The 22206-nt window shown below is 73.0% G+C and carries 22 protein-coding genes; 11 read left to right on the top strand and 11 right to left on the bottom strand.

The annotated features are described in order from the left end of the window. Positions 1-114 precede the first annotated feature (114 nt). A complete protein-coding gene (locus ACWGJ5_RS20880; protein WP_453311151.1) occupies positions 115-396 on the top strand; it encodes a DUF6332 family protein in 282 nt (93 codons plus the stop codon). Here ACWGJ5_RS20880 and ACWGJ5_RS20875 read toward each other — a convergent pair. The 3 genes from ACWGJ5_RS20875 to ACWGJ5_RS20865 form a co-directional block, all read right to left on the bottom strand. Beyond that, positions 357-1022 carry a response regulator gene (locus ACWGJ5_RS20875; protein ID WP_453311150.1) on the bottom strand — a complete coding sequence of 222 codons (666 nt, stop codon included), beginning with the start codon at positions 1020-1022 and terminating at the stop codon, positions 357-359. The two genes, ACWGJ5_RS20880 and ACWGJ5_RS20875, sit on opposite strands and share 40 nt — an antisense overlap. Continuing rightward, positions 1019-2242, bottom strand: a complete 1224-nt coding sequence (locus ACWGJ5_RS20870) for a sensor histidine kinase (RefSeq protein WP_453311149.1) — start codon at positions 2240-2242, stop codon at positions 1019-1021. The genes ACWGJ5_RS20875 and ACWGJ5_RS20870 overlap by 4 nt, the downstream gene beginning before the upstream one ends. An 82-nt stretch (positions 2243-2324) precedes the next feature. After that, positions 2325-2975 (bottom strand): TetR/AcrR family transcriptional regulator, encoded by a 651-nt coding sequence (locus ACWGJ5_RS20865; protein WP_453311148.1) that lies wholly within the window; start codon positions 2973-2975, stop codon positions 2325-2327. A 183-nt stretch (positions 2976-3158) separates the two neighbouring features. Between ACWGJ5_RS20865 and ACWGJ5_RS20860 the strand changes: the two genes are divergently transcribed. Beyond that, a complete protein-coding gene (locus ACWGJ5_RS20860) occupies positions 3159-4196 on the top strand; it encodes a medium chain dehydrogenase/reductase family protein (protein ID WP_453311147.1) in 1038 nt (345 codons plus the stop codon). Between the two features lie 27 nt (positions 4197-4223). On the opposite strand, the gene ACWGJ5_RS20855 is transcribed toward ACWGJ5_RS20860, so the two are convergent. Next, positions 4224-4916 carry a TetR/AcrR family transcriptional regulator gene (locus ACWGJ5_RS20855; RefSeq protein WP_453311146.1) on the bottom strand — a complete coding sequence of 231 codons (693 nt, stop codon included), beginning with the start codon at positions 4914-4916 and terminating at the stop codon, positions 4224-4226. Positions 4917-5043: 127 nt separating this feature from the next. Here ACWGJ5_RS20855 and ACWGJ5_RS20850 point away from each other — a divergent pair, with 127 nt between their 5' ends. Next, on the top strand, positions 5044-5493 hold the full coding sequence (locus tag ACWGJ5_RS20850) for a nitroreductase family deazaflavin-dependent oxidoreductase (RefSeq protein ID WP_453311145.1): 450 nt from the start codon (positions 5044-5046) through the stop codon (positions 5491-5493). Between the two features lie 90 nt (positions 5494-5583). Here ACWGJ5_RS20850 and ACWGJ5_RS20845 read toward each other — a convergent pair whose 3' ends face one another. Next, a complete protein-coding gene (locus tag ACWGJ5_RS20845; protein WP_453311144.1) occupies positions 5584-6825 on the bottom strand; it encodes a geranylgeranyl reductase family protein in 1242 nt (413 codons plus the stop codon). A gap of 140 nt (positions 6826-6965) precedes the next feature. Here ACWGJ5_RS20845 and ACWGJ5_RS20840 point away from each other — a divergent pair, with 140 nt between their 5' ends. Together ACWGJ5_RS20840 and ACWGJ5_RS20835 are read left to right on the top strand one after the other, a co-directional pair. Then, positions 6966-8321 (top strand): M20/M25/M40 family metallo-hydrolase, encoded by a 1356-nt coding sequence (locus ACWGJ5_RS20840; protein ID WP_453311143.1) that lies wholly within the window; start codon positions 6966-6968, stop codon positions 8319-8321. Between the two features lie 62 nt (positions 8322-8383). Next, complete coding sequence (locus ACWGJ5_RS20835) at positions 8384-9088, top strand: MBL fold metallo-hydrolase (RefSeq protein ID WP_453311142.1); 705 nt, start codon at positions 8384-8386, stop codon at positions 9086-9088. A 142-nt stretch (positions 9089-9230) separates the two neighbouring features. On the opposite strand, the gene ACWGJ5_RS20830 is transcribed toward ACWGJ5_RS20835, so the two are convergent. Both ACWGJ5_RS20830 and ACWGJ5_RS20825 read right to left on the bottom strand, forming a co-directional pair. Then, positions 9231-10274: an NUDIX hydrolase gene (locus ACWGJ5_RS20830; RefSeq protein ID WP_453311141.1), complete on the bottom strand. Its 1044-nt coding sequence runs from the start codon at positions 10272-10274 to the stop codon at positions 9231-9233. 144 nt (positions 10275-10418) lie between these two features. After that, entirely contained in the window at positions 10419-10628 is a 210-nt protein-coding gene (locus ACWGJ5_RS20825; RefSeq protein ID WP_453311140.1) for a hypothetical protein, read from the bottom strand. A 337-nt stretch (positions 10629-10965) separates the two neighbouring features. Here ACWGJ5_RS20825 and ACWGJ5_RS20820 point away from each other — a divergent pair, with 337 nt between their 5' ends. From ACWGJ5_RS20820 to ACWGJ5_RS20805, 4 genes are all read left to right on the top strand, one after another. Beyond that, positions 10966-11298 (top strand): hypothetical protein, encoded by a 333-nt coding sequence (locus tag ACWGJ5_RS20820; RefSeq protein WP_453311139.1) that lies wholly within the window; start codon positions 10966-10968, stop codon positions 11296-11298. Between the two features lie 109 nt (positions 11299-11407). Beyond that, entirely contained in the window at positions 11408-11761 is a 354-nt protein-coding gene (locus ACWGJ5_RS20815; protein ID WP_453311138.1) for a hypothetical protein, read from the top strand. After that, on the top strand, positions 11758-12528 hold the full coding sequence (locus tag ACWGJ5_RS20810; RefSeq protein ID WP_453311137.1) for a maleylpyruvate isomerase family mycothiol-dependent enzyme: 771 nt from the start codon (positions 11758-11760) through the stop codon (positions 12526-12528). Before ACWGJ5_RS20815 ends, ACWGJ5_RS20810 begins: the two co-directional genes overlap by 4 nt. 217 nt (positions 12529-12745) lie before the next feature. After that, entirely contained in the window at positions 12746-14788 is a 2043-nt protein-coding gene (locus tag ACWGJ5_RS20805) for an NPCBM/NEW2 domain-containing protein (RefSeq protein ID WP_453311136.1), read from the top strand. A gap of 107 nt (positions 14789-14895) precedes the next feature. On the opposite strand, the gene ACWGJ5_RS20800 is transcribed toward ACWGJ5_RS20805, so the two are convergent. Further along, positions 14896-15846: an ROK family protein gene (locus ACWGJ5_RS20800; RefSeq protein WP_453311135.1), complete on the bottom strand. Its 951-nt coding sequence runs from the start codon at positions 15844-15846 to the stop codon at positions 14896-14898. Positions 15847-16118: 272 nt separating this feature from the next. On the opposite strand from ACWGJ5_RS20800, the gene ACWGJ5_RS20795 reads away from it, so the two are divergent. Together ACWGJ5_RS20795 and ACWGJ5_RS20790 are read left to right on the top strand one after the other, a co-directional pair. Next, positions 16119-17168, top strand: coding sequence for a LacI family DNA-binding transcriptional regulator (locus ACWGJ5_RS20795; protein WP_453311298.1), 1050 nt, complete (start codon positions 16119-16121; stop codon positions 17166-17168). 7 nt (positions 17169-17175) lie between these two features. Further along, a complete protein-coding gene (locus ACWGJ5_RS20790; RefSeq protein ID WP_453311134.1) occupies positions 17176-17955 on the top strand; it encodes a hypothetical protein in 780 nt (259 codons plus the stop codon). Here the strand turns inward: ACWGJ5_RS20790 and ACWGJ5_RS20785 are convergent. From ACWGJ5_RS20785 to ACWGJ5_RS20775, 3 genes are all read right to left on the bottom strand, one after another. After that, entirely contained in the window at positions 17901-19595 is a 1695-nt protein-coding gene (locus ACWGJ5_RS20785) for a protein kinase domain-containing protein (RefSeq protein ID WP_453311133.1), read from the bottom strand. The genes ACWGJ5_RS20790 and ACWGJ5_RS20785 overlap by 55 nt on opposite strands. A 121-nt stretch (positions 19596-19716) precedes the next feature. Further along, positions 19717-21015 (bottom strand): DUF6986 family protein, encoded by a 1299-nt coding sequence (locus ACWGJ5_RS20780; RefSeq protein ID WP_453311132.1) that lies wholly within the window; start codon positions 21013-21015, stop codon positions 19717-19719. Between the two features lie 183 nt (positions 21016-21198). Next, positions 21199-22161 carry an electron transfer flavoprotein subunit alpha/FixB family protein gene (locus ACWGJ5_RS20775; protein ID WP_453311131.1) on the bottom strand — a complete coding sequence of 321 codons (963 nt, stop codon included), beginning with the start codon at positions 22159-22161 and terminating at the stop codon, positions 21199-21201. Positions 22162-22206: the final 45 nt, after the last annotated feature.

Below are 22206 nucleotides of genomic sequence, written 5' to 3'. Positions count from 1 at the left end.
GGTGGTGGTGGCTGATGGGGTGGGGGTGGGGGTCGTTTATTTGGGGGAAGCATCCACCGGGGGTTCGGGGGGGGCCTTTGGCCCGGCGGGGCGCCCGTCTGTGAAGCTGGGGGAATGTACGCACACGGGGGACGCCGCAAGGTCCAACAGGACGCGGCGACGGTGGAGATCGGCTACGCGCTGGTGAGCGCCGCCTTCGCGGCGGCGGTGCTGTTCGGGGCCGTGGCCGGGCCGGCACTGCTCTTCGAGCTGCCGCCGCTGCTGTCCAAGGTCCTGCTGCGGCTCGGCATGACGGTCGCACCGGTCGTGTTCGCGGCCCGGGTGGTGAGCGTGCTGGTGCGCTTCCGGCAGGCGGCTCAGCCCAGCCAGCCGGGCCGTACCAATCCCGACTCGTAGGCCAGGACCACGAGTTGGGCGCGGTCTCGCGCGCCCAGCTTCACCATCGTGCGGCTCACATGGGTCTTGGCGGTGAGCGGACTGACCACCAGCCGGCGGGCGATCTCCTCGTTGGACAGGCCGATGCCGACCAGCGCCATCACCTCCCGCTCGCGCTCGGTGAGCCGGCCGAGGGCGTCCGCCGCCGCGGGTTCCTTGGAGCGGGCCGCGAACTCCGCGATCAGCCGGCGAGTGACGCCCGGCGACAGCAGCGCGTCGCCCTGGACCACCGCCCGTACCGCGCGCAGGAGTTCTTCCGGTTCGGTGTCCTTGACCAGGAAACCGGAGGCGCCGGAGCGGATCGCCTCGAAGACGTACTCGTCCAGCTCGAAGGTGGTGAGCATGACCACCTTCACGTCCTTCAGCTCCGCGTCGCCGGTGATGCGCCGGGTCGCGGCGAGACCGTCCATCAGGGGCATGCGGACGTCCATCAGGACGACGTCCGGCCGCAGTTCGCGCACCTGGCGCAGCGCCTCCTCGCCGTCGGACGCCTCCCCGGCCACCTCGATGTCCGGCTGGGCGTCCAGCAACGCCCTGAAACCGGCCCGCACGAGCGACTGGTCGTCGGCGAGCAGTACCCGGATCACTGGTCCTCCCTGGGGTGCGACGGCAGTACGGCGAGCACCCGGAAGCCGCCGTCGGGGCGCGGGCCCGCCTCGATGGTGCCACCCAGCGCGGCCGCCCGTTCCCGCATGCCGGCCAGCCCCTTCCCGCTGCCCCCGGCGTCGTCGCCGGTGGCCGGACCGTCGTCGTCGATGCGCAGCCGCAGCGCGTCGCCGTCGTGGGCGAACCGCACGCGCGCGTGCCGCGATCCGGAGTGCCGTACGACGTTGGTCAGCGCCTCCTGGACGATACGGAAGGCGGCGAGGTCGGCACCGGGCGGCAGCTGCGGCGACTCGCCCTCGATCTCCACGGTCAGCCCGGCCGCGGCCGCCTGCTCCACCAGCTCCGGCAACCGGCCCAGGCCGGGAGCGGGGGCGCGCGGCGCGGCGCCGGGGGCGCGCAGGGTGTCGAGCACCTGGCGCACTTCGCCGAGGGCCTCCTTGCTGGCGGCCTTGATGGTGGTGAGCGCGGTCCGCGCCTGCTCGGGGTCGCTGTCGAGCAGCGCGAGCCCCATGCCGGCCTGGACGTTGATGACGGAGATGCTGTGCGCGAGGACGTCGTGCAACTCGCGGGCGATCCGCAGCCGTTCCTCATCCGCGCGGCGCCGCGCCGCCTGAGCCCGGTCGGCGCGCTCCCGCGCCCACTGCTCGCGCCGCACCCGGACCAGTTCCGCCAGGGCTATGACGGCCAGTACCCAGGCGCCGATGCCGATCTCCTGGTAGACACTCGCCCCCTTGTCGCCCGAGGGCGGGAGCCAGCGGTAGAGCCAGAGGGCGACCAGGGCGTGCCCCACCCACAGCAGGCCGACGGCCCCCCAGGCCGCCCGCCGGTGCCCGGCGACGACCGCGCTGAAGCAGCCGACGGCGACGGTCAGGAAGACCGGTCCGTAGGGGTAGCCCGCGGCGAGGTAGACGAGGGTCGCGGCCGCAGTGCCGTAGGCCACGGCCACCGGGTGCCGGTGCCGCCACAGCAGCAGGACCGGGGCGACGAGCAGCAGCACGCGCGCGTAGCCGTCCAGGGGCAGGCGGTGGGGCTGGCTGTGGGCCGCGAAGTGGCTGCCGATCAGGACGAACGCGGTGAGCAGCACGGTGCTGCGCCAGGGCCGGTGGGCCCGGGGCGGCTCCGTCTCGTCGGGCGCTCCCCGCCACGGCGGCCCGTGCCGCCACCACTGACCTGGGGCGCGCTGCTCTTCCATGCAGGCCACGGTAGACGCCGCCGGGCGGCACGGACGTCAGCCGGACGAGGTGATCACGCGTACTCCCGGCGAAGTACGGCCGCCCGTCCGCTCACTCTCCGTCCGCCAGGGCATTCACCTCGGCGGTGAAGAGCATCTCCGGGTCGAAGCCCATGCCCGTGAAGTGGCCGGCGAGTTCCAGGGAGAGGACCCCGTGCAGGCGGGTCCAGAACGCCAGGGCCCGGCGCAGCACGGGCGGCGGGGCGGGGTGGTCGCCCGCCCAGCCGTGATGGTCCGCGAGGTGACTCTCGAGCGCGTCGGGCGACGCGGCCCGGGGCTCTTCGGCCGCGCAGGCGTCCAGCAGGACGGCCATGATCTCCCGGGCGGTCCCGGTGGTGTCGTCCGGCGCCCGGTAGCCGGGGACCGGTGTGCCGTAGACGAGGAAATAGCGCTGGGGATCCTCCTGCGCCCAGCGGCGCATCGCCCGGGCCAGACCGGACAGCCCCGAGCCTGCGTCGGCCGCGGCGCGGAACGTGTCCGCGAGGCTGCGGTAGGCGTCTCGGACCAGCTCGGTGATCAGGTCGTCCCGGCCGCCGAAGTACCGGTAGAGCGCAGGGCCGCTCATGCCCAGCTCCTTGGCAATGGCGTTGAGGGACAGCCCCGACGCGCCCGAGGTGGCGATCTGATCCCAGGCCTTCGACTTGATCTCCGCCCGCACCTGGCTCCGGTACCGCTCCCGGGGACTCGCCGCGCCTGCCGCCATCGCCTTCGCCCTCCTCGCCGTTTGTTTCAGGCTATCACTGCAGGAAGAGGTCGTAACGGATTCCACGGCGAAGCATTGACACCAGGGCTAGGAGAAGTCATTTTGGTTATAGCTTCTAACTCAAGCGAAGCAATCTAGCGATGGGTGGTGCACCAGCCACCCCTCTCCGACCCGGAGGTCGTCATGGAAAGCAAGAAACTCGTCGAGGTCGTCCTGCCGGGCACGGTCGAGCCGGAGGAGTTGCTGCTCCGACACCGGGACGTTCCGCTGCCCGGGGCCGGGCGGATCGTGGTGCAGGTGGAGGCCACCGGGGTGTCCTTCGCCGAGCAGCAGATGCGCCGGGGCCGCTACTACGACCAGCCGCCGTTCCCGTTCGTGCCCGGCTACGACCTGGTCGGCACGGTTCTCACGACCGGTACCGGCGTCACACCGGGCCTCGTCGGCAAGCGGGTGGCGGCGCTGGTCAAGGTCGGCGGCTGGGCGAGCCATGCGGTGCTCGACGCGGCCGACGCCGTCGAGGTGCCCGCCGGGATCGGGGCGGCGGAGGCGGAGACACTGGTCGTCAACGGGATCACCGCGTGGCAGATGCTGCATCGCAAGGCCCGGGTGCGCAGCGGCGGAACGGTCCTGGTGCACGGCGCCAACGGCGGAGTCGGCACAGTCCTGGTCCAGCTCGCCCGTGCGGCCGGCCTGAAGGTGATCGGCACGGCGTCCGCGCGCCACCACGCGGCCCTGCGCGAACTGGGCGTCACCCCCGTCGACTACCGCACCGAGAACGTCCCGGCCCGGGTCCGGGAACTCGCCCCCGACGGGGTCGACGCCGTCTTCGACCACCTCGGCGGGCGCAGCGTCACCGACTCCTGGCGGCTGCTCGCCCCCGGCGGAACCCTCGTCGCCTACGGCAGCGCCACCACCCGGGACGACTCGGGCTCCAAGCAGTGGCCCGTTTTGAAGATCCTCGGCCGGGTGTGGTGGTGGAACACGCTGCCCAACGGCCGCCGCGCTCACTTCTTCAACGTCTGGGCGGGTCGCGCCCTGGCCAAGGACCGCTTCCGGAGTCGGCTGCGCGCCGACCTCACCCAGGTGTTCCACGCCCTGGAACGCGGCGAGGTCACCGCACGGATCGCCGCCCGGCTGCCGCTCACCGAGGTCGCGGAGGCGATGCGGTTGGCGGAGTCCGGCACGGTGACCGGGAAGGTCGTCCTGATTCCCGGTGCATAGGCAGGAGCCGGGCCCGGCCTCCGGGCGTCACGGGCCGACCAGCCCCACGCCCCGGGCGAGCCGTGCCGCCGCATGCCGGAAGAAGGCGTCCCGGTCCTCCACCACTCGGTGGAACTGCCCGAACAGCTCGAATCCGACCAGCCCGAACAGCTGGGACCAGGCCGCGACCAGCGCCACGGCCGCCTCGGGGGGCAGGTCGGGCGCGAGGTCCGCCGTCATACGCTCGGCCTCGGGACGCAGCTCGGCGGGAAGCGGGAGGTCGGCGAGGCCGGGCCCCTGGAGGGCGTCGCGCACGATGCCGATGAGGAGCAGGCCGACGCGCGAGGCCGCCGGGACGGTGGCCTCGGGGGCGGAATAGCCGGGTACCGGCGATCCGTAGATCAGGGCGTACTCGTGCGGATGGGCGAGGGCCCACGCCCGCACCGCCTCGCACACGGCCGTCCAGCGCCGCACATGATCCGCACCCGCGGCCGCTGCATGGGCCGCCTCGGCCGCCTCGCCGAGGGAGTCGTAGGCATCGATGATCAGGACGGTGAGCAGCTCGTCACGGCTGGGGAAGTAGCGGTAGAGCGCCGAGGAGACCATGCCCAGTTCGCGGGCGACGGCCCGCAGCGAGAGCTTGGCCGCCCCTTCCTTCCCGAGTTGTCTGCGCGCCTCTTCCTTGATGGCTGCCGTGACTTCCGTCCTGGCCCGCGCCCGGGCGCCCTGTGCGGTGCTCATACCAGCAGTGTGCCATGAACAGAGAGCGGCGCACACAAAAGAGAGCACTGCTCTTGCCCTGGAGCGCCTGTTTCCCCCACACTGAAGTCGAGCGAGAGCACCGCTCTCCCAAACCGTGGGGGTCACCATGTCGACACACGTCAAGAAGCCGGGCTGGTTCACCGTCAACGTCTTCAACCGGACAGTCAGCTGGCTCACCCGGCGCGGGGTCAGTGTCTGGGGTTCCCGGGTCCTCGCGGTGCGCGGACGCAAGAGCGGACAGTGGCGCACCACTCCGGTGAACCTGCTGACGGTGGACGGACAGCAGTACCTGCTCGCCCCCCGGGGGCATGTCCAGTGGACCCACAACATGCGGGCGGCCGGCGGCGGCGAACTGCGGCTCGGCAGGAACGTGGACGTCTTCAGCGCCACCGAGATCGCCGACGACGACAAGGTCCCGCTGCTGCGGGCCTACCTCAGGCGCTGGAAGGCGGAGGTCGGTGTCTTCTTCGACGGCGTCGGCCCCGACTCCCCGGACGAGGACCTGCGCCGCATCGCCCCCGACCACCCCGTCTTCCACATCACGGTCATGAACTGACCGGATCCTCCGCCGGGCTGCGGCCCCCGGCCCCGGACCACGCCGTCCCCCACCGGCGCGGTCCGCGCAGCCCCGTCCAGGCCGGGCCGGTCAGGAACCGGCCGGCTCCTCGACCGGGACCGCCTGCTCCCGGTCCAGCGCGGTCAGGGCGCGCTGGGCGATCGGGTGGGCGCGGACGATCTCGCCCAGGGAGGTCGAGCCCTGGGTGATGTCCCGGAAGGCCCTCCATGCGGGACGGAAGCCGGTGAGGGCCGCGTGGAAGAGCCCGGGACGCTTCTCGAACACGGCCAGCATCCGCTTGCCGACGCTCATCTCGACGCCGAGCCCGGCCTTGATCGCGAACGCGTAGTTCAGGGCCTGGCGGCGGGTGTCCACCGCGTCGTGCGCCTCCGCGATGCGCACGGCCCACTCCCCCGCGAGCCGGCCCGAGCGGAGCGCGAAGGAGATGCCCTCGCGGGTCCACGGCTCCAGCAGCCCGGCCGCGTCACCGCAGACCAGCACCCGGCCCCGGGACAGCGGCGAGTCGTCGGCGCGGCAGCGGGTCAGGTGCCCGGAGGAGATGGCCGGCTCGAAGCCGGACAGGCCGAGACGGGCGACGAAGTCCTCCAAGTACCGCTTGGTGGCGGCGCCTTCACCGCGCGCGGAGATCACACCGACCGTCAGGGTGTCGCCCTTGGGGAACACCCAGCCGTAACTGCCCGGCATCGGGCCCCAGTCGATGAGCACCCGTCCCTTCCAGTCCTCGGCGACCGACTCCGGGACCGGGATCTCCGCCTCCAGGCCGAGGTCCACCTGGTCCAGCTTCACCCCGACGTGCGCCCCTATGCGGCTGGCGCTGCCGTCGGCGCCGACGACCGCGCGGGCCAGCACCGTCTCGCCGCCCTGCAGGACGACGGCGACCGTGCGCCGGTCGGGGACCGCCGAGCCGTGCTGTTCGACCCGCTGCACCGTGACGCCCGTACGCAGCTCGGCGCCCGCCTTCTGGGCGTGCTCCACCAGCTGCTGATCGAACTCGGGCCGGTTGATCAGCCCGAACAGCGTCTGCTTGGAGCGGCGGGTGCGGGTGAAGCGGCCGTTGTTCGAGAAGGTGACCGCGTGCACCCGGTCGCGAAGGGGCAGCTCGAAGCCGGGCGGCAGCGCGTCGCGCGAGGGGCCGATGATGCCGCCGCCGCAGGTTTTGTACCGCGGCAGTTCGGCTTTCTCCAGCAAGAGCACGCGGCGTCCCGCGACCGCCGCCGCGTAGGCGGCCGAGGCCCCCGCGGGTCCCGCGCCCACCACGACGACGTCCCACACCCGCTCCACGCCGTCCGCCGAAGAGTTCTCGCCGCTCACGTTGGTCTACCGCTCCGATCAAGCCGCTGCCGTAGTGTCCCTCGCATCCTACGGCGGCCGTCGTCGCAGGCCACTGTGGGAGTATCGGGGCACATACCCTGTTCAACCCGTTCAACGTCGCACCCACGAGGAGCGTGCCCATGTCGTCGAATCCGGTCGCCGAGACCGTCGCCTCGCTCATGCCCCGGGCCAAGGCGGAGCTGGCCGAACTGGTCGCCTTCAAGTCGGTGGCGGACTTCACGCAGTTCCCGAAGAGCGAGAGCGAGGCCGCCGCGAACTGGGTCGCCGACGCGCTGCGTGCCGAGGGATTCGTCGACGTGGCCCTGCTCGACACCCCGGACGGCACGCAGTCGGTCTACGGCTACCTGCCGGGCCCGGAGGGCGCTAAAACGGTTCTTCTCTACGCGCACTACGACGTGCAGCCGCCGCTGGACGAGGCGGGCTGGACCACCCCGCCGTTCGAGCTGACCGAGCGCGACGGCCGCTGGTACGGCCGCGGGGCCGCCGACTGCAAGGGCGGCGTGATCATGCACCTGCTCGCGCTGCGCGCCCTGAAGGCGAACGGCGGCGTCCCGGTGAACATCAAGGTGATCGCCGAGGGCTCGGAGGAGCAGGGCACGGGCGGCCTGGAGCGCTACGCCGAGGAGCACCCGGAGCTGCTGGAGGCCGACACCATCGTGATCGGCGACGCGGGCAACTTCCGCGTCGGCCTGCCGACGGTGACCACCACGCTGCGCGGTATGACCCTGGTCCGGGTGCGGATCGACACCCTCGCGGGCAACCTGCACTCCGGCCAGTTCGGCGGCGCCGCCCCGGACGCGCTCGCCGCGATGATCCGCGTGCTGGACTCGCTGCGCGCCGAGGACGGCTCCACGACGGTCGACAGTCTCGACGCCACCGGGACGTGGGACGGCCTGGAGTACACCGAGGGGCAGTTCCGCGCGGACGCCAAGGTGCTCGACGGGGTCGAACTGATCGGCAACGGCTCGGTCGCCGACCGCCTCTGGGCCCGTCCGGCCGTCACCGTCCTCGGCATCGACTGCCCGCCGGTCGTCGGCGCCACCCCGTCCGTGCACTCCAGCGCCCGCGCGCTGATCAGCCTGCGGGTGCCGCCGGGCGTGGACGCCACGGAGGCGACCAAGCTGCTCCAGGCGCACATCCAGGCACACACCCCCTGGGGCGCCCGGGTCACCACGGAGCAGGTCGGCCAGGGCCAGGCCTTCCGCGCCGACGCCTCCAGCCCGGCGTACCAGGCGATGGCCGACGCGATGGCGGTCGCCTACCCGGGCGAGACCATGCAGTACGCCGGCGAGGGCGGCTCCATCCCGCTGTGCAACACCCTGGCCAACCTCTACCCGCAGGCGGAGATCCTGCTCATCGGGCTCAGCGAGCCGGAGGCGCAGATCCACGCGGTCAACGAGAGCGTGCACCCGCAGGAGCTGGAGCGGCTGTCGGTCGCCGAGGCGCTCTTCCTGCGCAACTACGCGGCGGGCTGAGCCCTTCTGCCTCCGGCAGAGCGCCCTCGCCCACGGGCGGGGGCGCCGCCTACCGTCGGCGCATGGACGTCATCGAACTGCTCCCCCGGCTGCACCTCCTGCGTTTCCCGGTCGGTCAGGCCTATCTCTGGCGCGACGACGATGAGTTGACGTTGATCGACGCGGGCACGATCGGCGCCGGCCGTGCGATCGCCGAGGCGGTCGAGGATCTCGGGCACGCACCCGAGAACGTACGGCGGATCGTGCTGACCCACTTCCACGAGGACCACGCGGGCGGGGCGGGCGAGTTCGCCGCACTCAGCGGGGCCGAGGTGCTGGCGCACCCCCTGGACGCCCCCTTCATCCGGGGCGAACTCCCCGGTCCGCCCCCGCGGTTCGAGGAGTGGGAGCTGCCGATCCACGCGGCGGCCACCGAGCTCCTCCCCGGCGGTACGCCGGTGCCGCCCGCCGCGGTCACCGGCGTGTCGGACGGCGATGTGCTGGACTTCGGCGGGGGCGCCCGGGTGATCCACGTGCCGGGGCACACCGACGGCAGCATCGCGCTGTTCCTGCCCGAGGAGGGCGTGCTGTTCACCGGGGACACGGTGGCGGCCTCGCCGGTCGACGGATCGGTGATGCCGGGGGTGTTGAACCTCGACCGGCGCCAACTCCTGGCGTCCCTGTGCCGGTTGGCCGAGCTGGAGGCGGAGGTGGCGTGCTTCGGGCACGGGGACGCGGTGCTGGCGGGCGCCGCGACGGCCCTGCGCGAGATGGTGGCCGCCGCCTGATCACCGGGCACACCCGCTGCCGCCCGGCGCCGGTCGCGAGGCGACGTGGTGGGCCCGGCCCCGGCGCGAGAGGGCGGCCGGCCATCGCACGACGCCCGTCCGTCGGGGGGGCCCGCGGCGGACCCGGCCCTCGGCGACCGGCTCAGCCGACCGGCACACCGGCCTCCAGATACAGCGCGGTCCCGCGCTCGCGGGCCCGCAGCGCCCAGCGCAGCCGCTCGTAGCGGACCGGCGGCAGCATCCCGGCGGCTTCCTGCTCGCTGGCGAAGCGCCAGCCGCGCAGCTCAGGGCCCGGCAGCAGCACCCGGGTCGCCTCACCGGACTCCAGCCGGCCGCCGTCGAACAGCAGCCGCAGCCCGCCGAAGCCGGGCGGCACCGGCCGTTCCCAGTCCACGACGAGCAGCCGGGGCACCTCTCGCAGTCGTATCCCGGTCTCCTCGGCGACCTCGCGCATCCCGGCGCGGGCCGGTGCCTCGCCGCGTTCCACCACGCCGCCGGGGAACTCCCAGCCGGGCTTGTAGGTGGGGTCCACGAGCAGCACCCGGTCGCGCTCGTCGAAGAGCAGCACCCCGGCGGCGAGGGTCTCGGCGGTCGGCTCGGGGGTCTGCACGATGTCGCAGGGCGGTACGGCACCGCTGCCGACGGCGTCGGCGATGCGGACTGCGGTCGCGCACGGCGTGAGGGCGCTGGTGTCCACGAGGTGGGCGTCGGCGGTGAGCCAGGAGGCGAGGGCGGCGCGATAGGGCTCGATGTGGTCGTAGGCCCACTGTTGCTGCCGTATCTCGCCGTCGGGCAGGTCCGGCGGGATCTCCCGCCCGGCTATTCGCTGTCGCAGGATCGTTTCAGCCGGGGCTAGCAGCAGATGGTGCACGGCGATCCTGCGGGCGGCGAGGCCGCCGAAGATCTCGTCGCGGTGCTCCTGGCGGAGCAGGGTCATCGGCACCACGAGGGTCCCACCGAGCTCGGCGAGCATCGCGGCCGCCGTGTCGACCACGAGCCGGCGCCAGATCGGCAGGTCCTGGAAGTCACCGACCTCGGCGAGGCGCTTGGCCGGCAGGAGGTGCGTGAGCCCCGCGCCGATGACCTCGGGGTCGAAGAGCGTGCTGTTCGGGATCAGCTCGATCAGCTCCCGTGCGGTGGTGGTCTTCCCCGCACCGAACGCGCCGTTGATCCAGACGACGGTCACGGACTCCCCCCTCTTGTGTTGGCCCCCTGAGGCTTGCCCGCTCCACCCTGCCACGGAAACCCCGTCCCGGTTAGGGCGCCGGAACGGGAATGCCGGTGCCCCCTTCGGCGGGGACACCGGCACGCGCGCCGTGAACCGTCGGGCCTACCGCTGCCCGTGGGGCTGGTCGTCGATGGAGAGGCTGTCCAGGGTGATCGGGTGACCGGCCGAGCTGAGCGTGTCCGGGACGTTGAGGGCGTTGAGACCGTTGAGGCCGTTGAGGGAGCCCTTGTCCGCCGCGTGGGAGGGGGTGACGGCGGCCACGACGAATCCGGTGGCCAGGGAGGCGATGGCGAGCATGCTGCGCTTCTTCATGCGCTGATCAACTGCGGACCGGGCCAGGAGTCACGCGGATACCCGCGAGCGGACGACTGGGGATACCGTCCCGGCGGGCAGGGGCGGGATACCGTCCCGGCGGGCAGGGGCGGGATACCGTCCCGGCGGGCAGGGCGGGTTACCGGCCCAGCGGGCAGGGCGGGTTACCGGCCTGATGGGAACGGCGGGTTGCCTTCCGGGCGGGAGGGCCGGGCTACCGTCCCGACGCGAGGGCCGGGCTGCCTTCCGCATCGGGAAGGCTGGGCTACCGTCCCGGTGCACGGGCCGGGCTACCGTCCAGAAACGAGGGCCGGGCTGCCTTCCGGGTGGGAGGCGTATGGAGGAGTCCGACGGGCACATCCACGTCGAGGCGCTGGGCGACGCCGCGGCGGTGTGCAATATGCCGGCCGCCACGTTCGGCCTGGTCGGCACGCTCCCGGCCGAAGCCACCACCGGCCGTGACCTGCGGGTGCTCCGCGAATTCGTGTCCCGGCACCCCGAGTTCGTCACCTGCCTGCCGCGCCGCGAACACGCCCGCGATCGGCACCAGAGGCTCGTGGACCGGCTCGACCACCCGGCCGGCCGGCCCGGAACGACCGCCGACGGGAACCGGGTCGAGCGGGCAGCCGCTCATCACCGCGATCCGGCACGGCGGTTCGCGGCGCCGTGAGAGGCCGGCCCGGCCGAAATCCGCTGGTCCGCCGATGGGCGAGGCCGGTATCGTCCGACGTCCCGACCTGCCCTCCGGCGCGGCAGGCCCCGACCGGAGACACGCCTTCATGACCAGCCCGCCCCTGACGACGACCCTCTGGCGCCCCACGGGCCCCAAGGAGCTGGACCTGGTGCGCGCGCTCGACTGGCGGGCCTGGCCGCCCCGGCTCCCGGAGCAGCCGATCTTCTACCCCGTCCTCAACGAGGACTACGCGATCCGCATCGCACGGGACTGGAACGTCAAGCACGACGGCGCCGGTTTCGTGACCCGGTTCGAGGTCGAAACGGAGTTCCTCGCCCGCTATCCGGTCCGGCAGGCCGGCGGCGCGACGATCCTGGAACTGTGGGTTCCGGCCGAGGAGTTGGACGAGTTCAACGCCCATGTCGTCGGACGGATCGAGCTCGTGCGGGAGTTCCGGTGAACGGGCTCCCGGCCTTCCGCGCCGCAGCCGGCCGCGTCGCGGACGTCGTCCGCTCGGGCGACCGGCTCGTACGGGCCGCGGCCGGCCTGTCCGACACGGGACTGCGCGCCCCGGCGGGGCTGCCGGGGTGGACGCGGGGCCATGTGCTCGCGCACGTCGCCCACAGCGTCGACGCCTATGTCTGGCTGCTGCGGCTCGCGCACACCGGGCGCCCACCGGGCCCCCGCACGGACGCGGCGACCCTGGCCGCGGGGGTCGAGCGGGACGCGGCGCTGTCCGCCGAGCGGCTGGCGACCCGACTGCGCGAGAGCCTCGACCGATTCGCGGCACAGGCGCACGCGCTGCCCGCCCCCGCCTGGGACCGCCTGGTCCCCGCGCTGGCCGGCTGGCGGCATCCGGCCTGGTACCTCCTGCTGCGCTGCCTGCGGGAGCTGGAGACACATCACTTCGACCTGGGCGTGGGCCACGGCACGGGGCAGTGGCCCGACGGCTATGTCTCCTGGTCGCTGGACGACACCCTCACCACGCTGCGCGCCCAGGGCTTTCCGGTCGCCTCGGTGGAGGCCGTGGATCTCGGCAGGCGCTGGTCCGTGGCGTCGGAGGGACCCTCGGTCGCCGGGGCCGGGCACGAGGTGCTCGGCTGGCTCAGCGGACGAACTCCGGCCGCCGTGCTGACGACCGACGGTCCCGTCCCTCTCCTGCCGGCACCGCCCGCCTGGCCGCAGCCTCCGCTGCCCGGCTGGGGCCACGTCGGCGACGAGGCGTAAGCCTCGGAAAGCGAACACATCCGAACGCCCGACAGCTGCCACCGAGTCAAACACTCCTGCTGTCAACCCGTCTGACGGCATATCGAACCGTCAGGGTCGCACCTCTTCCAACACAGTCCGACACGTCCTACCGTAAACGCGCACAGCTGACACATACATGACGCCCAGGCGCCGCCCTGTCGTCAGCCACCTTTCGCGAGTCGGAGGAACGTCAACGATGCGTAACCCTCACACCCGCACGACCCGCCCCACCCGCACAACCCTGCGAAGAGCCGTCGGAGCAGTCACCGCAGGCCTGCTGTGCGCGGCGGGCCTCGCCGCCCCCGCTCTGGCCGCCGCCCCCGCCCAGGAGCCCGCTGCTCCCGCCCTGGCCGACGGTCTGGCCCTCACCCCGCCCATGGGCTTCAACAACTGGAACTCCACGCACTGCCGCGCGGAGTTCAACGAGAGCATGGTCAAGGGCATCGCCGACCTCTTCGTGGCGAAGGGCCTGAAGGACGCCGGCTACCAGTACGTCAACCTGGACGACTGCTGGGCGCTGCCGCAGCGCGACGCCGACGGCAAGCTGGTGCCCGACCCGGCCCGCTTCCCGAACGGCATCAAGGCCGTCGCCGACTACGTCCACTCCAAGGGGCTCAAACTCGGCATCTACACCAGCGCCGGCACCAAGACCTGCAACAGCGCGGGTTTCCCGGGCGCGCTCGGCCACGAGTACAGCGACGCCCAGCAGTTCGCCGACTGGGGCGTGGACTACCTGAAGTACGACAACTGCAACAACCAGGGCGTCGACGCCAAGCAGCGCTACACGACCATGCGCGACGCGCTCAAGGCGACCGGGCGGCCCATCGTCTACAGCATCTGCGAATGGGGCCAGAACAAGCCCTGGGAATGGGCGGCGGGCGTCGGTCATCTGTGGCGCACCACAGGTGACATCAGTGACAACTGGGGCTCGATGCTGTCGATCCTGCAGCAGAACCTGCCGCTCGCGCCGTACGCGGGACCCGGCCACTGGAACGACCCGGACATGCTGGAGGTCGGCAACGGCGGCATGACGGACACCGAGTACCGCTCGCACTTCTCCCTCTGGTCGGTCATGGCCGCGCCGCTGCTGATCGGCACCGACCTGCGCAAGGCCTCCCAGGCGACCTTCGACATCCTGGACAACAAGGAGGTCATCGCCGTCGACCAGGACCCGCTGGGCAAGCAGGGCACGGTCGTCTCGTCGGCGGGCGGACGCCGGGTGATCGCCAAGGAGATGAAGGACGGCAGCCGCGCCGTGGCCCTGTTCAACGAGTCCGGTACCGCGCAGCGTATCGCCACCTCCGCGTCCGCCGTCGGCCTGCCCGACGCCACCGCGTACACCCAGCGGGACCTGTGGCAGCACAAGAGCTACAACACCGCCGGCACCATCGCCGCCACCGTGCCCGCCCACGGCACGGTCCTGCTGCGCGTCTCGGCCGACCCGCGCTGGGCCGCGCACCCGCCCGCCGCCGAACTGGGCGTGGACGGCAGCCCGTTGCTGGAGGCGGCTGAGCCGGCCACACTGACCAGCACCGTGACCGACCTCGGCCGCACCCCCGCACGCCAGGTGTCCGTGGCACTGACCGGCCCCGACGGGTGGACCGTACGGCCCTCGTCCCCGACCACGGCCACCGCCCTCACCACCGGCGGGACCCTGCGCACCGGCTGGACCGTCACCGCGCCGGCCGGAACACCCACGGGTTCCTACGGCCTCACGCTCCAGACGCGTTACCTCTCACCGACCGGGCAACGCGTCACCAGCGCACTCCCGCTGACCGCGTCCGTCGTCGTGCGGCCACCCGCCGGGACGTCGTACCTCAGCGACCTGCCCTGGCTGTCGGCGACCAGCGGCTGGGGGCCGGTGGAACGCGACACCAGCAACGGCGAGAGCGCCGCGGGCGACGGCCACCCGATCACCATCGGCGGCGCCGTGTACAGCAAGGGCCTCGGAGTCCACGCCCCGAGCGACGTCTCCTTCTACACCGGCAAGGCCTGCAGCAAGGTAACCGCGGACGTCGGCGTCGACGACGAGAAGGGCACGAAGGGCACCGTCACGTTCGAGATCTGGGCCGACGGCACGAAGGTCGCCTCGACCGGCATGCTGACCAACGCCATGCCCGCCCGGCCCCTCACCGCCGACATCACCGGCGCCCAGGTGGTCCACCTGGTCGTCACCGACGCGGGAGACGGCAACGACTCGGACCATGCGGACTGGGCGGATGCGCAAGTGAGTTGCTGACAGTGCCCACTCGTCGGGGCGGTTGAGACCGTACGCGGCTGCGGGTGAGTCCGGGCCTCGGCGCGCCCACGCGGCGGAGCCGCATGTCGATACGGCCCCGCGCCCCTTCAGACCCCCGCCGTCGCGTCCGGCCGCCGAGCCAGCGCGGCGGCCGCCGCGCCGACCAGCCCCGCGTCCGTGCCCATCTGCGCGGGCACGACCCGCAGACGCTGGACGAAGGACAGCGTGGCGTAGTCGGTGAGTGCCTTGCGCAGGGGGGTGAAGAGGATGTCGCCCGCCTTGCCCACGCCGCCGCCGATCACGGCGATGTCGATCTCGACGAGGGTCGCGGTGGCCGCGATGCCGGCGGCCAGAGCCTGTGCCGCGCGCTCGAAGGAAGCCACGGCGACCGGGTCGCCCTCGCGGGCGGCGGCGGCCACGGCGGCGGCGGAGGCGTCGCCGTCGGGGCCGGGCCGCCAGCCCCGGTCCAGGGCGCGGCGGGCGATGTTCGGTCCGCTCGCGATCCGCTCCACACAGCCGCGCGAGCCGCACGGACAAGGGTCGCCGTCGAGGTCGACGCTGATGTGACCGATGTGCCCGGCGTTGCCGGTCGGCCCGGGGTGCAGCCGGCCGTTCAGGACCAGGCCGCCCCCGACTCCGGTCGACACGACCATGCACAGCGCGTTGTCGTGGCCCCGCGCGGCCCCCTGCCAGTGCTCGGCCGCCGTGATCGCGACGCCGTCGCCGATCAGCTCGACCGGGAGTCCGCCGGTGGTCGCCCGCACCCGCTCGACCAGCGGGAAGTCCCGCCAGCCCGGCACGTTCACCGGACTGACCGTGCCCGCCGAGGCGTCCACCGGGCCGGCGCTGCCGATACCGACGGCACCGGCGCGTTCCCACAGCGGCGATCCGGCGAGGTCGTCGAGCACCTCCGCGACGGCCCGCATGACCGTTTCGCCGTCCTGCTGGGCGGGCGTGCCGCGCTGGGCCCGCGCCAGGATCCGTCCGTCGCCGTCCACCAGCGCGCCGGCGATCTTGGTGCCGCCGATGTCCAGGGCCGCCACGAGGTCGGTGTGCATCAGAGTCAGATCTCCCCGTTGAAGCTTGAGAACCAAAGACACGCAGGCCGGTCAGACGGTGGGGCGCAGGCCGACAGACAGCGGTGGACAGTGTCTCGCGCATCTGACAACGTTGTCCAGGCTCTATGCTCGACGCCACATCCTCATACAAGCTACTGATCGGCGCATCACCGGGGTGCACCACCTCCTGCGACCCGGCGCACCACCCCGCACGCACCGGTTCCGTGGCCGAGAGGGACGACAAGACGGACGACAGGACAGGACACCGCATCGTGCCCGAGACCACCCGCCGCACAGACAGCCTTTCCGGCACCCGTTACGGCAACCGCCCGACCATGAAGGACGTGGCGTCGCGGGCCGGGGTCGGCCTGAAGACGGTCTCCCGGGTGGTCAACGGCGAGCCCGGTGTCACCCCGGACACCGAGCGCCGGGTGCAGGAGGCGATCGACGCGCTGGGCTTCCGCCGCAACGACAGCGCCCGGGTGCTGCGCAAGGGCCGTACGGCGAGCATCGGGCTGGTCCTGGAGGACCTCGCCGACCCCTTCTACGGCCCGCTCAGCCGCGCCGTCGAGGAGGTGGCCCGGGCCCACGGCGCCCTGTTGATCAACGGCTCCAGCGCCGAGGACCCGGAACGCGAGCAGGAGCTGGCGCTGGCCCTGTGCGCACGACGGGTGGACGGTCTGGTGATCATCCCGGCCGGGGACGACCACCGCTATCTCGAACCGGAGATCAGGGCGGGCGTGGCGACCGTGTTCGTGGACCGTCCGGCCGGGCGCATCGACGCCGACGTGGTCCTCTCCGACAACTACGGCGGTGCCCGGGACGGCGTCGACCATCTCATCGCGCACGGGCACCGCCGGATCGGCTTCATCGGCGACATGCCGCGCATCCACACCGCCGCCGAGCGGCTGCGCGGCTACCGGGCGGCCATGGAGGACGCGGGGATACCGGTCGCGGACGCCTGGATGTCCCTCGGGCAGACGAACCCGGAGCGGGTGCGCCGGGCGGCCGAGGAGATGCTCTCCGGTCCCGAGCCGGTCACCGCGATCTTCGCGGGCAACAACCGGGTGACGGTCACCGTGATCCGGGTGCTGGCCGAGCAGTCCCGCCGGGTCGCCCTCGTCGGTTTCGACGACATCGAGCTGGCCGATCTGCTCCAGCCGGGCGTCACGGTCGTCGCCCAGGACTCGGCCGCCCTCGGCCGTACCGCCGCCGAGCGCCTGTTCCGTCAGCTGGACGGCGCGCTCGTCGCACCGGAGCGCATCGAGTTGCCCACCCGGCTGATCACGCGCGGCTCGGGCGAGCTGCCGCCGGCCGACTGAGCCGCCCGTGACCGGCCTCACCCTGGCGGAGCTCGGCCTCGCCGACGCTCCCCGCGACCATCCGCTGACCTATCCCGGCGCCTGGCCCGCCGACTCCGGACTGCTGCACGGCGACCGGATGTTCCCGGTGGAGCGCCTGGTGTACGACGACCGGGTGCCGGTGCTCGCCGTCGGCTCCAATGCCTGTCCGGGTCAACTGCGGCACAAGATGGCCGAGTTCGGGATCGACTCGCCCGTGCCGATGGTGCGGTCGCGGGTGTCCGGGCTCGACGTGGGCATCTCGGCGCACGTCAGCCGCCTGGGCTATGTCTCCGCATCTCCGGTCAAGTCACCGCGGGCGTTACGGGAGTTGTTCGTCATCTGGCTGGACCGGCACCAGCTGGAAGTGATCGACGCCAGCGAGCCCCACTTCCGGCGGGGCTGGCTGCCCGCGCCCCAGGTGCGGATCGAGCTGCCGGACGGTTGCGCGCTCACCGGGGCGTACGCCTACGTCAACCGGCACGGCGTGCTGCACGACGGCACCGGCGCACCACGCCACCATCCCGGCGACCAGCGCGCCCTGCTCGGCGAACTCCTCCTCGGATCGGCTCCGTTGCGCGCGCTGTTCGGGGTCACGCCGGAGGAGTTCTGCGCGCGGGCACGCCGTGACCCCGAACTCTGCGCGCGGGGCACTCGGCTGTTCGCCGAGCAGAAGTGGGTGACGGAGTCGGGTTTCGAGCCGTACGCCGACGGTCAGCAGACCGGGAGCCCGGGCACCGGCTCGTCGTTGTTCCCGCCCTTGAGGTAGACGTCGCTGACGTAGACGCCGGTGTTGCCGCTGTCGTCGTCGGTCTTCGCCCACCACACGTTCGTCCACCGGCCGTAGGTCTCCCGGCGGTCGAGCTTCGCCTGGCAGTAGAAGTAGTCGGTGCCCGCGTTCAGGGTCCCGGCCTCGGTGCCGGAGGCCGTGTAGGACTTGGCGGTGCGCCAGACCTGGCAGTCGTACGTGCCGCCGCCGACGGCCCGGCAGGCAGCCGCCGGAGTGGAGGCGGGCCCCGAACTCCCCGTCGGAGCGGGGCTGTCGGACTGTCCGTCCGGTGCCGAGGCGGAGGCACGCGCGGACGGCTCGGCGTGGCCCGCGCCGCTCGTCGTCCCGCCGGGTCCGGCGCTCTCGCCGCCGTGCCCATGCGACTTCTTCGGCTGTGTGGACCACCCGGTGCCGGCTCGTTTCGTGGTCGCGGCATCGGAACGGGAAGCGGCCGGTGCGGTCTTCGGCGCTCCCTGGTCGGGTACCAGGGCCGCGGTGACCCCCGCCGCGGCGAGGACGACGGCGACGGCACCGGCGGCGAGGAGAGCGCGGCCCCTGCGGCGGGGCGAGCCGGTCGCCGTGCTCATGGGTCCGGTGGGGGCACCAGGGGCGGGGGCGGGGGGCGGTCCGGTGGGCGCGCCGGTACGGGGAGCGGTGCCCTCGGCGTGGGAGGGCGCCATCGGCACGCCCGGCGCGGTGCGCTGCGTCGGTTCGGGGGCCCGGGGCGGCGTCCGGCGCAGGGTGGCCGTCGGCATGTCGCGGGTCCGCGCCTCAGCCACCTGGCGCAGCGCCTCGCGGGCCTCCTCGGCGTCCGGACGGGCGTCCGGGCGCTTGTCCATCAGACGCCGCAGGACCGGCGCGAGCGGCCCAGCCCGGTGGGGCTCGGGCAGGGGCTCGGAGACGATCGCGGTGAGCGTCGAGTAGGTGGACGTACGGCGGAAGGGCGCGGCGCCCTCGACGGCAGCGTAGAGGGTGGCGCCCACGGCCCAGACGTCGGCGGGCGGGCCCGGCGCGGCGCCCTGGGCGCGCTCGGGGGCCAGATAGTCGAGGGAGCCGACGAGTTCGCCGCTGCGGGTGAGACGGGTGGCCGAGCCGTCGCCGGGGTCGTCCATGGTGGCGATGCCGAAGTCGGTCAGGACGACTCGGCCGGAGGGGTCGAGGAGGATGTTGCCGGGTTTGACGTCGCGGTGCAGGACGCCGGCGCGATGGGCGGCGGCCAGGGCGTCCGTCACCGCCGCGCCGATGCGCGCGGCCTCGTACGGGTCGAGGGTGCCGCGCTCGCGCAGGACGCCGTCGAGGGAGGGCCCGTCGATCAGTTCCATGACGATCAGCGGGCGCCCGTCGACCTCGGTGACGTCGTGCACGGCGACGACGCCGGGGTGGCGGACCCGGGCGGCGGCCCGGGCCTCGCGCTGCATGCGCAGGCGCAGCTCGGAGAGTTCCGGTCCGGCCGCGTCGGTGTAGGTGCGCAGCTCCTTGACGGCGACCTCGCGGCCGAGGACCTCGTCCACGGCCCGCCAGACCACGCCCATGCCGCCGCGCCCGAGCCGCGCGGTGACGCGGTAGCGCCCCGCCAGCAGCCGGCCGGCCCCGTCGTCCGTGTGCCCGTACTCCTCCGGCCCCTGCTCCCCCGAAGCCACCGCCGCCCCGTTCCTCTGTCGTCCTTGGTCGCGTCCGCCCGGTCGATGCGTGGCGTCCAGCGTACGGGGCGGGGGTGCCGGGCCACTTCCCCGGCCGGGGGCTGTGACCGGGCCGCGCCCTCTACTTCGCGGAGGCCGTCAGGTCGCCGCGCCGGGGAGCGGCGAAGCCCTCCAGGTCGGCGCGGGTCAGGCCGGTGAGGCGGGCGACCTCGGCGATGTCGAGGGCGCCGCAGTCCACGCCGCGCAGCAGATAGCCGCTGAGGGCCTTGGCGGTGGCGGGCTCGTCCATGACGTCGCCGCCGGCGCGGTTGGCGTAGCGGGCGAGGCGGGCCGCGGCCTGCTCGAAGCCCTCGCGGTAGAAGGCGAAGACGGCGGCGTAGCGGGTCGGGATGTGGCCGGGGTGCATGTCCCAGCCCTGGTAGTAGGCGCGGGCCAGGGCTCGGCGGGTGAGGCCGTAGTGCAGGCGCCAGGCGTCGTGGACCTTCTCGGTGGGGCCGACGGGCAGGACGTTGGTGGAGCCGTCGCAGACGCGCACCCCGGTGCCCGCGGCCGCGACCTGCATGACCGCCTTGGCGTGGTCGGCGGCCGGGTGGTCGCTGGCCTGGTAGGCGGCGGAGACGCCGAGGCAGGCGCTGTAGTCGAAGGTGCCGTAGTGCAGCCCGGTGGCGCGCCCCTCGGCGGCCTGGATCATCCGGGCGACGGCGGCGGTGCCGTCGGTGGCGAGGATGGACTGGCTGGTCTCGATCTGGATCTCGAAGCCGAGCCGGCCGGCGTCCAGACCGTGCACCTTCTCGAAGACCTCCAGCAGGCGCACGAACGCGGTGACCTGCTCGGGGTAGGTCACCTTGGGCAGGGTGAGCACCAGGCCCTCGGGCAGGCCGCCGGACTCGGTGAGGCCGGTGAGGAAGACGTCGAGGGTGCGGATGCCCCGGTCGCGCACGGGGGCCTCCATGCACTTCATGCGGATGCCCATGTACGGCGCCGCCGTGCCGTTCGCGTACGCCTCCGCGATCAGTCGGGCCGCGCGGGCCGCCGCCCGGTCCTCCTCTGCGTCGGGGCGGGGGCCGTAGCCGTCCTCGAAGTCGACGCGCAGGTCTTCGATCGGCTCGCGTTCCAGTTTGGCGCGGACGCGGGAGTAGACGGGCTCGGCGAGCTCGTCGGACAGGCCGAGTACGGCGGCGAAGGAGGCCGCGTCGGGGGCGTGTTCGTCGAGGGCGGCGAGGGCCTGCTCGCCCCAGGAGCGGATGGTGTCGGCGGCGAAGACGTCACCGGGGACGTAGACGGTGTGGACGGGCTGCCGGGTGCCGGGGTCCCCGGGGTAGCGGCGCTCCAGCTCCGCGTCGACCGGCGCGAGGGAGGCGCTGATCTCCTCGCTGACGGCGCCCGCGAGGCTCGTCGCCACCTTCTCCTGCTGACCCATCCCACACCCTCCAATTTTCCGCTGTACGGAATCAACAATCCGTAGAATGAAGTTATCCGGGAGGTTCTCGCTGGTCAACACCCCGTCCGGAGCGTGGTCGGCGCCCGGCGGATCGTCACCAGGATGCACCGAGGCCCCGGTGACCGCGTGGGTCGCCGGGGCCTCGGGTGTGCCGGGTGAGGCTCAGCCCTTGCGGGTCTTGATCTCCTCGGTCAGCTGCGGGACGACGTCGAAGAGGTCGCCGACCACGCCGTAGTCGACCAGCTCGAAGATCGGGGCCTCGGCGTCCTTGTTGACGGCCACGATCGTCTTCGAGGTCTGCATACCGGCACGGTGCTGGATAGCGCCGGAGATGCCGTTGGCGATGTACAGCTGCGGCGAGACCGACTTGCCGGTCTGGCCGACCTGGTTGGTGTGCGGGTACCAGCCGGCGTCGACGGCGGCACGGGAGGCACCGACGGCCGCGCCGAGGGAGTCGGCCAGCGCCTCGATGATCGAGAAGTTCTCGGCACCGTTGACGCCACGGCCACCGGAGACCACGATCGCGGCCTCGGTCAGCTCCGGACGCCCCGTCGACTCACGCGGGGTGCGGGCGGTGACCTTGGTGCCGGTCGCCTTGTCCGAGAAGGACACGGACAGGGCCTCGACCGCACCGGCGGCCGGGGCGGCCTCCACGGCGGCCGAGTTCGGCTTGACCGTGATGACCGGGGTGCCCTTGATGACACGGGACTTGGTGGTGAAGGACGCGGCGAACACCGACTGGGTGGCCACCGGACCCTCGTCGCCGGCCTCGAGGTCGACGGCGTCGGTGATGATGCCGGAGCCGATGCGCAGCGCCAGGCGGGCGGCGATCTCCTTGCCCTCGGCGGAGGAGGGGACCAGCACGGCGGCCGGGGAGACGGCCTCGTAGGCGGCCTGCAGGGCGTCCACCTTCGGCACCACCAGGTACTCGCCGTACTCGGAGGCGTCGTGGGTGAGGACCTTGACCGCGCCGTGCTCGGCGAGCGTGGCGGCGGTGTCGGCGGCGCCGTTGCCCAGCGCGACGGCGACGGGCTCGCCGATGCGGCGGGCCAGGGTCAGCAGCTCCAGGGTGGGCTTGCGGACGGCACCGTCCACGTGGTCGACGTAGACGAGGACTTCAGCCATGGGATTGCTCTCCTGCGTAACGAAGTTGAGGGGCGGTCAGCGGGG

The organism is Streptomyces sp. NPDC054783 (assembly GCF_053611725.1).
This window is presented reverse-complemented; position numbering and strand designations above follow the sequence as displayed.

Excerpts from the sequence above, each read along its gene's own strand:
- ACWGJ5_RS20880 (WP_453311151.1), top strand. The coding sequence starts at position 115 with ATGTACGCACACGGGGGACGCCGCAAGGTCCAACAGGACGCGGCGACG.
- ACWGJ5_RS20865 (WP_453311148.1), bottom strand. The coding sequence starts at position 2,975 with ATGGCGGCAGGCGCGGCGAGTCCCCGGGAGCGGTACCGGAGCCAGGTG.
- ACWGJ5_RS20860 (WP_453311147.1), top strand. The coding sequence starts at position 3,159 with ATGGAAAGCAAGAAACTCGTCGAGGTCGTCCTGCCGGGCACGGTCGAG.
- ACWGJ5_RS20855 (WP_453311146.1), bottom strand. The coding sequence starts at position 4,916 with ATGAGCACCGCACAGGGCGCCCGGGCGCGGGCCAGGACGGAAGTCACG.
- ACWGJ5_RS20850 (WP_453311145.1), top strand. The coding sequence starts at position 5,044 with ATGTCGACACACGTCAAGAAGCCGGGCTGGTTCACCGTCAACGTCTTC.
- ACWGJ5_RS20840 (WP_453311143.1), top strand. The coding sequence starts at position 6,966 with ATGTCGTCGAATCCGGTCGCCGAGACCGTCGCCTCGCTCATGCCCCGG.
- ACWGJ5_RS20835 (WP_453311142.1), top strand. The coding sequence starts at position 8,384 with ATGGACGTCATCGAACTGCTCCCCCGGCTGCACCTCCTGCGTTTCCCG.
- ACWGJ5_RS20825 (WP_453311140.1), bottom strand. The coding sequence starts at position 10,628 with ATGAAGAAGCGCAGCATGCTCGCCATCGCCTCCCTGGCCACCGGATTC.
- ACWGJ5_RS20820 (WP_453311139.1), top strand. The coding sequence starts at position 10,966 with ATGGAGGAGTCCGACGGGCACATCCACGTCGAGGCGCTGGGCGACGCC.
- ACWGJ5_RS20815 (WP_453311138.1), top strand. The coding sequence starts at position 11,408 with ATGACCAGCCCGCCCCTGACGACGACCCTCTGGCGCCCCACGGGCCCC.
- ACWGJ5_RS20805 (WP_453311136.1), top strand. The coding sequence starts at position 12,746 with ATGCGTAACCCTCACACCCGCACGACCCGCCCCACCCGCACAACCCTG.
- ACWGJ5_RS20800 (WP_453311135.1), bottom strand. The coding sequence starts at position 15,846 with ATGCACACCGACCTCGTGGCGGCCCTGGACATCGGCGGCACCAAGATC.
- ACWGJ5_RS20780 (WP_453311132.1), bottom strand. The coding sequence starts at position 21,015 with ATGGGTCAGCAGGAGAAGGTGGCGACGAGCCTCGCGGGCGCCGTCAGC.
- ACWGJ5_RS20775 (WP_453311131.1), bottom strand. The coding sequence starts at position 22,161 with ATGGCTGAAGTCCTCGTCTACGTCGACCACGTGGACGGTGCCGTCCGC.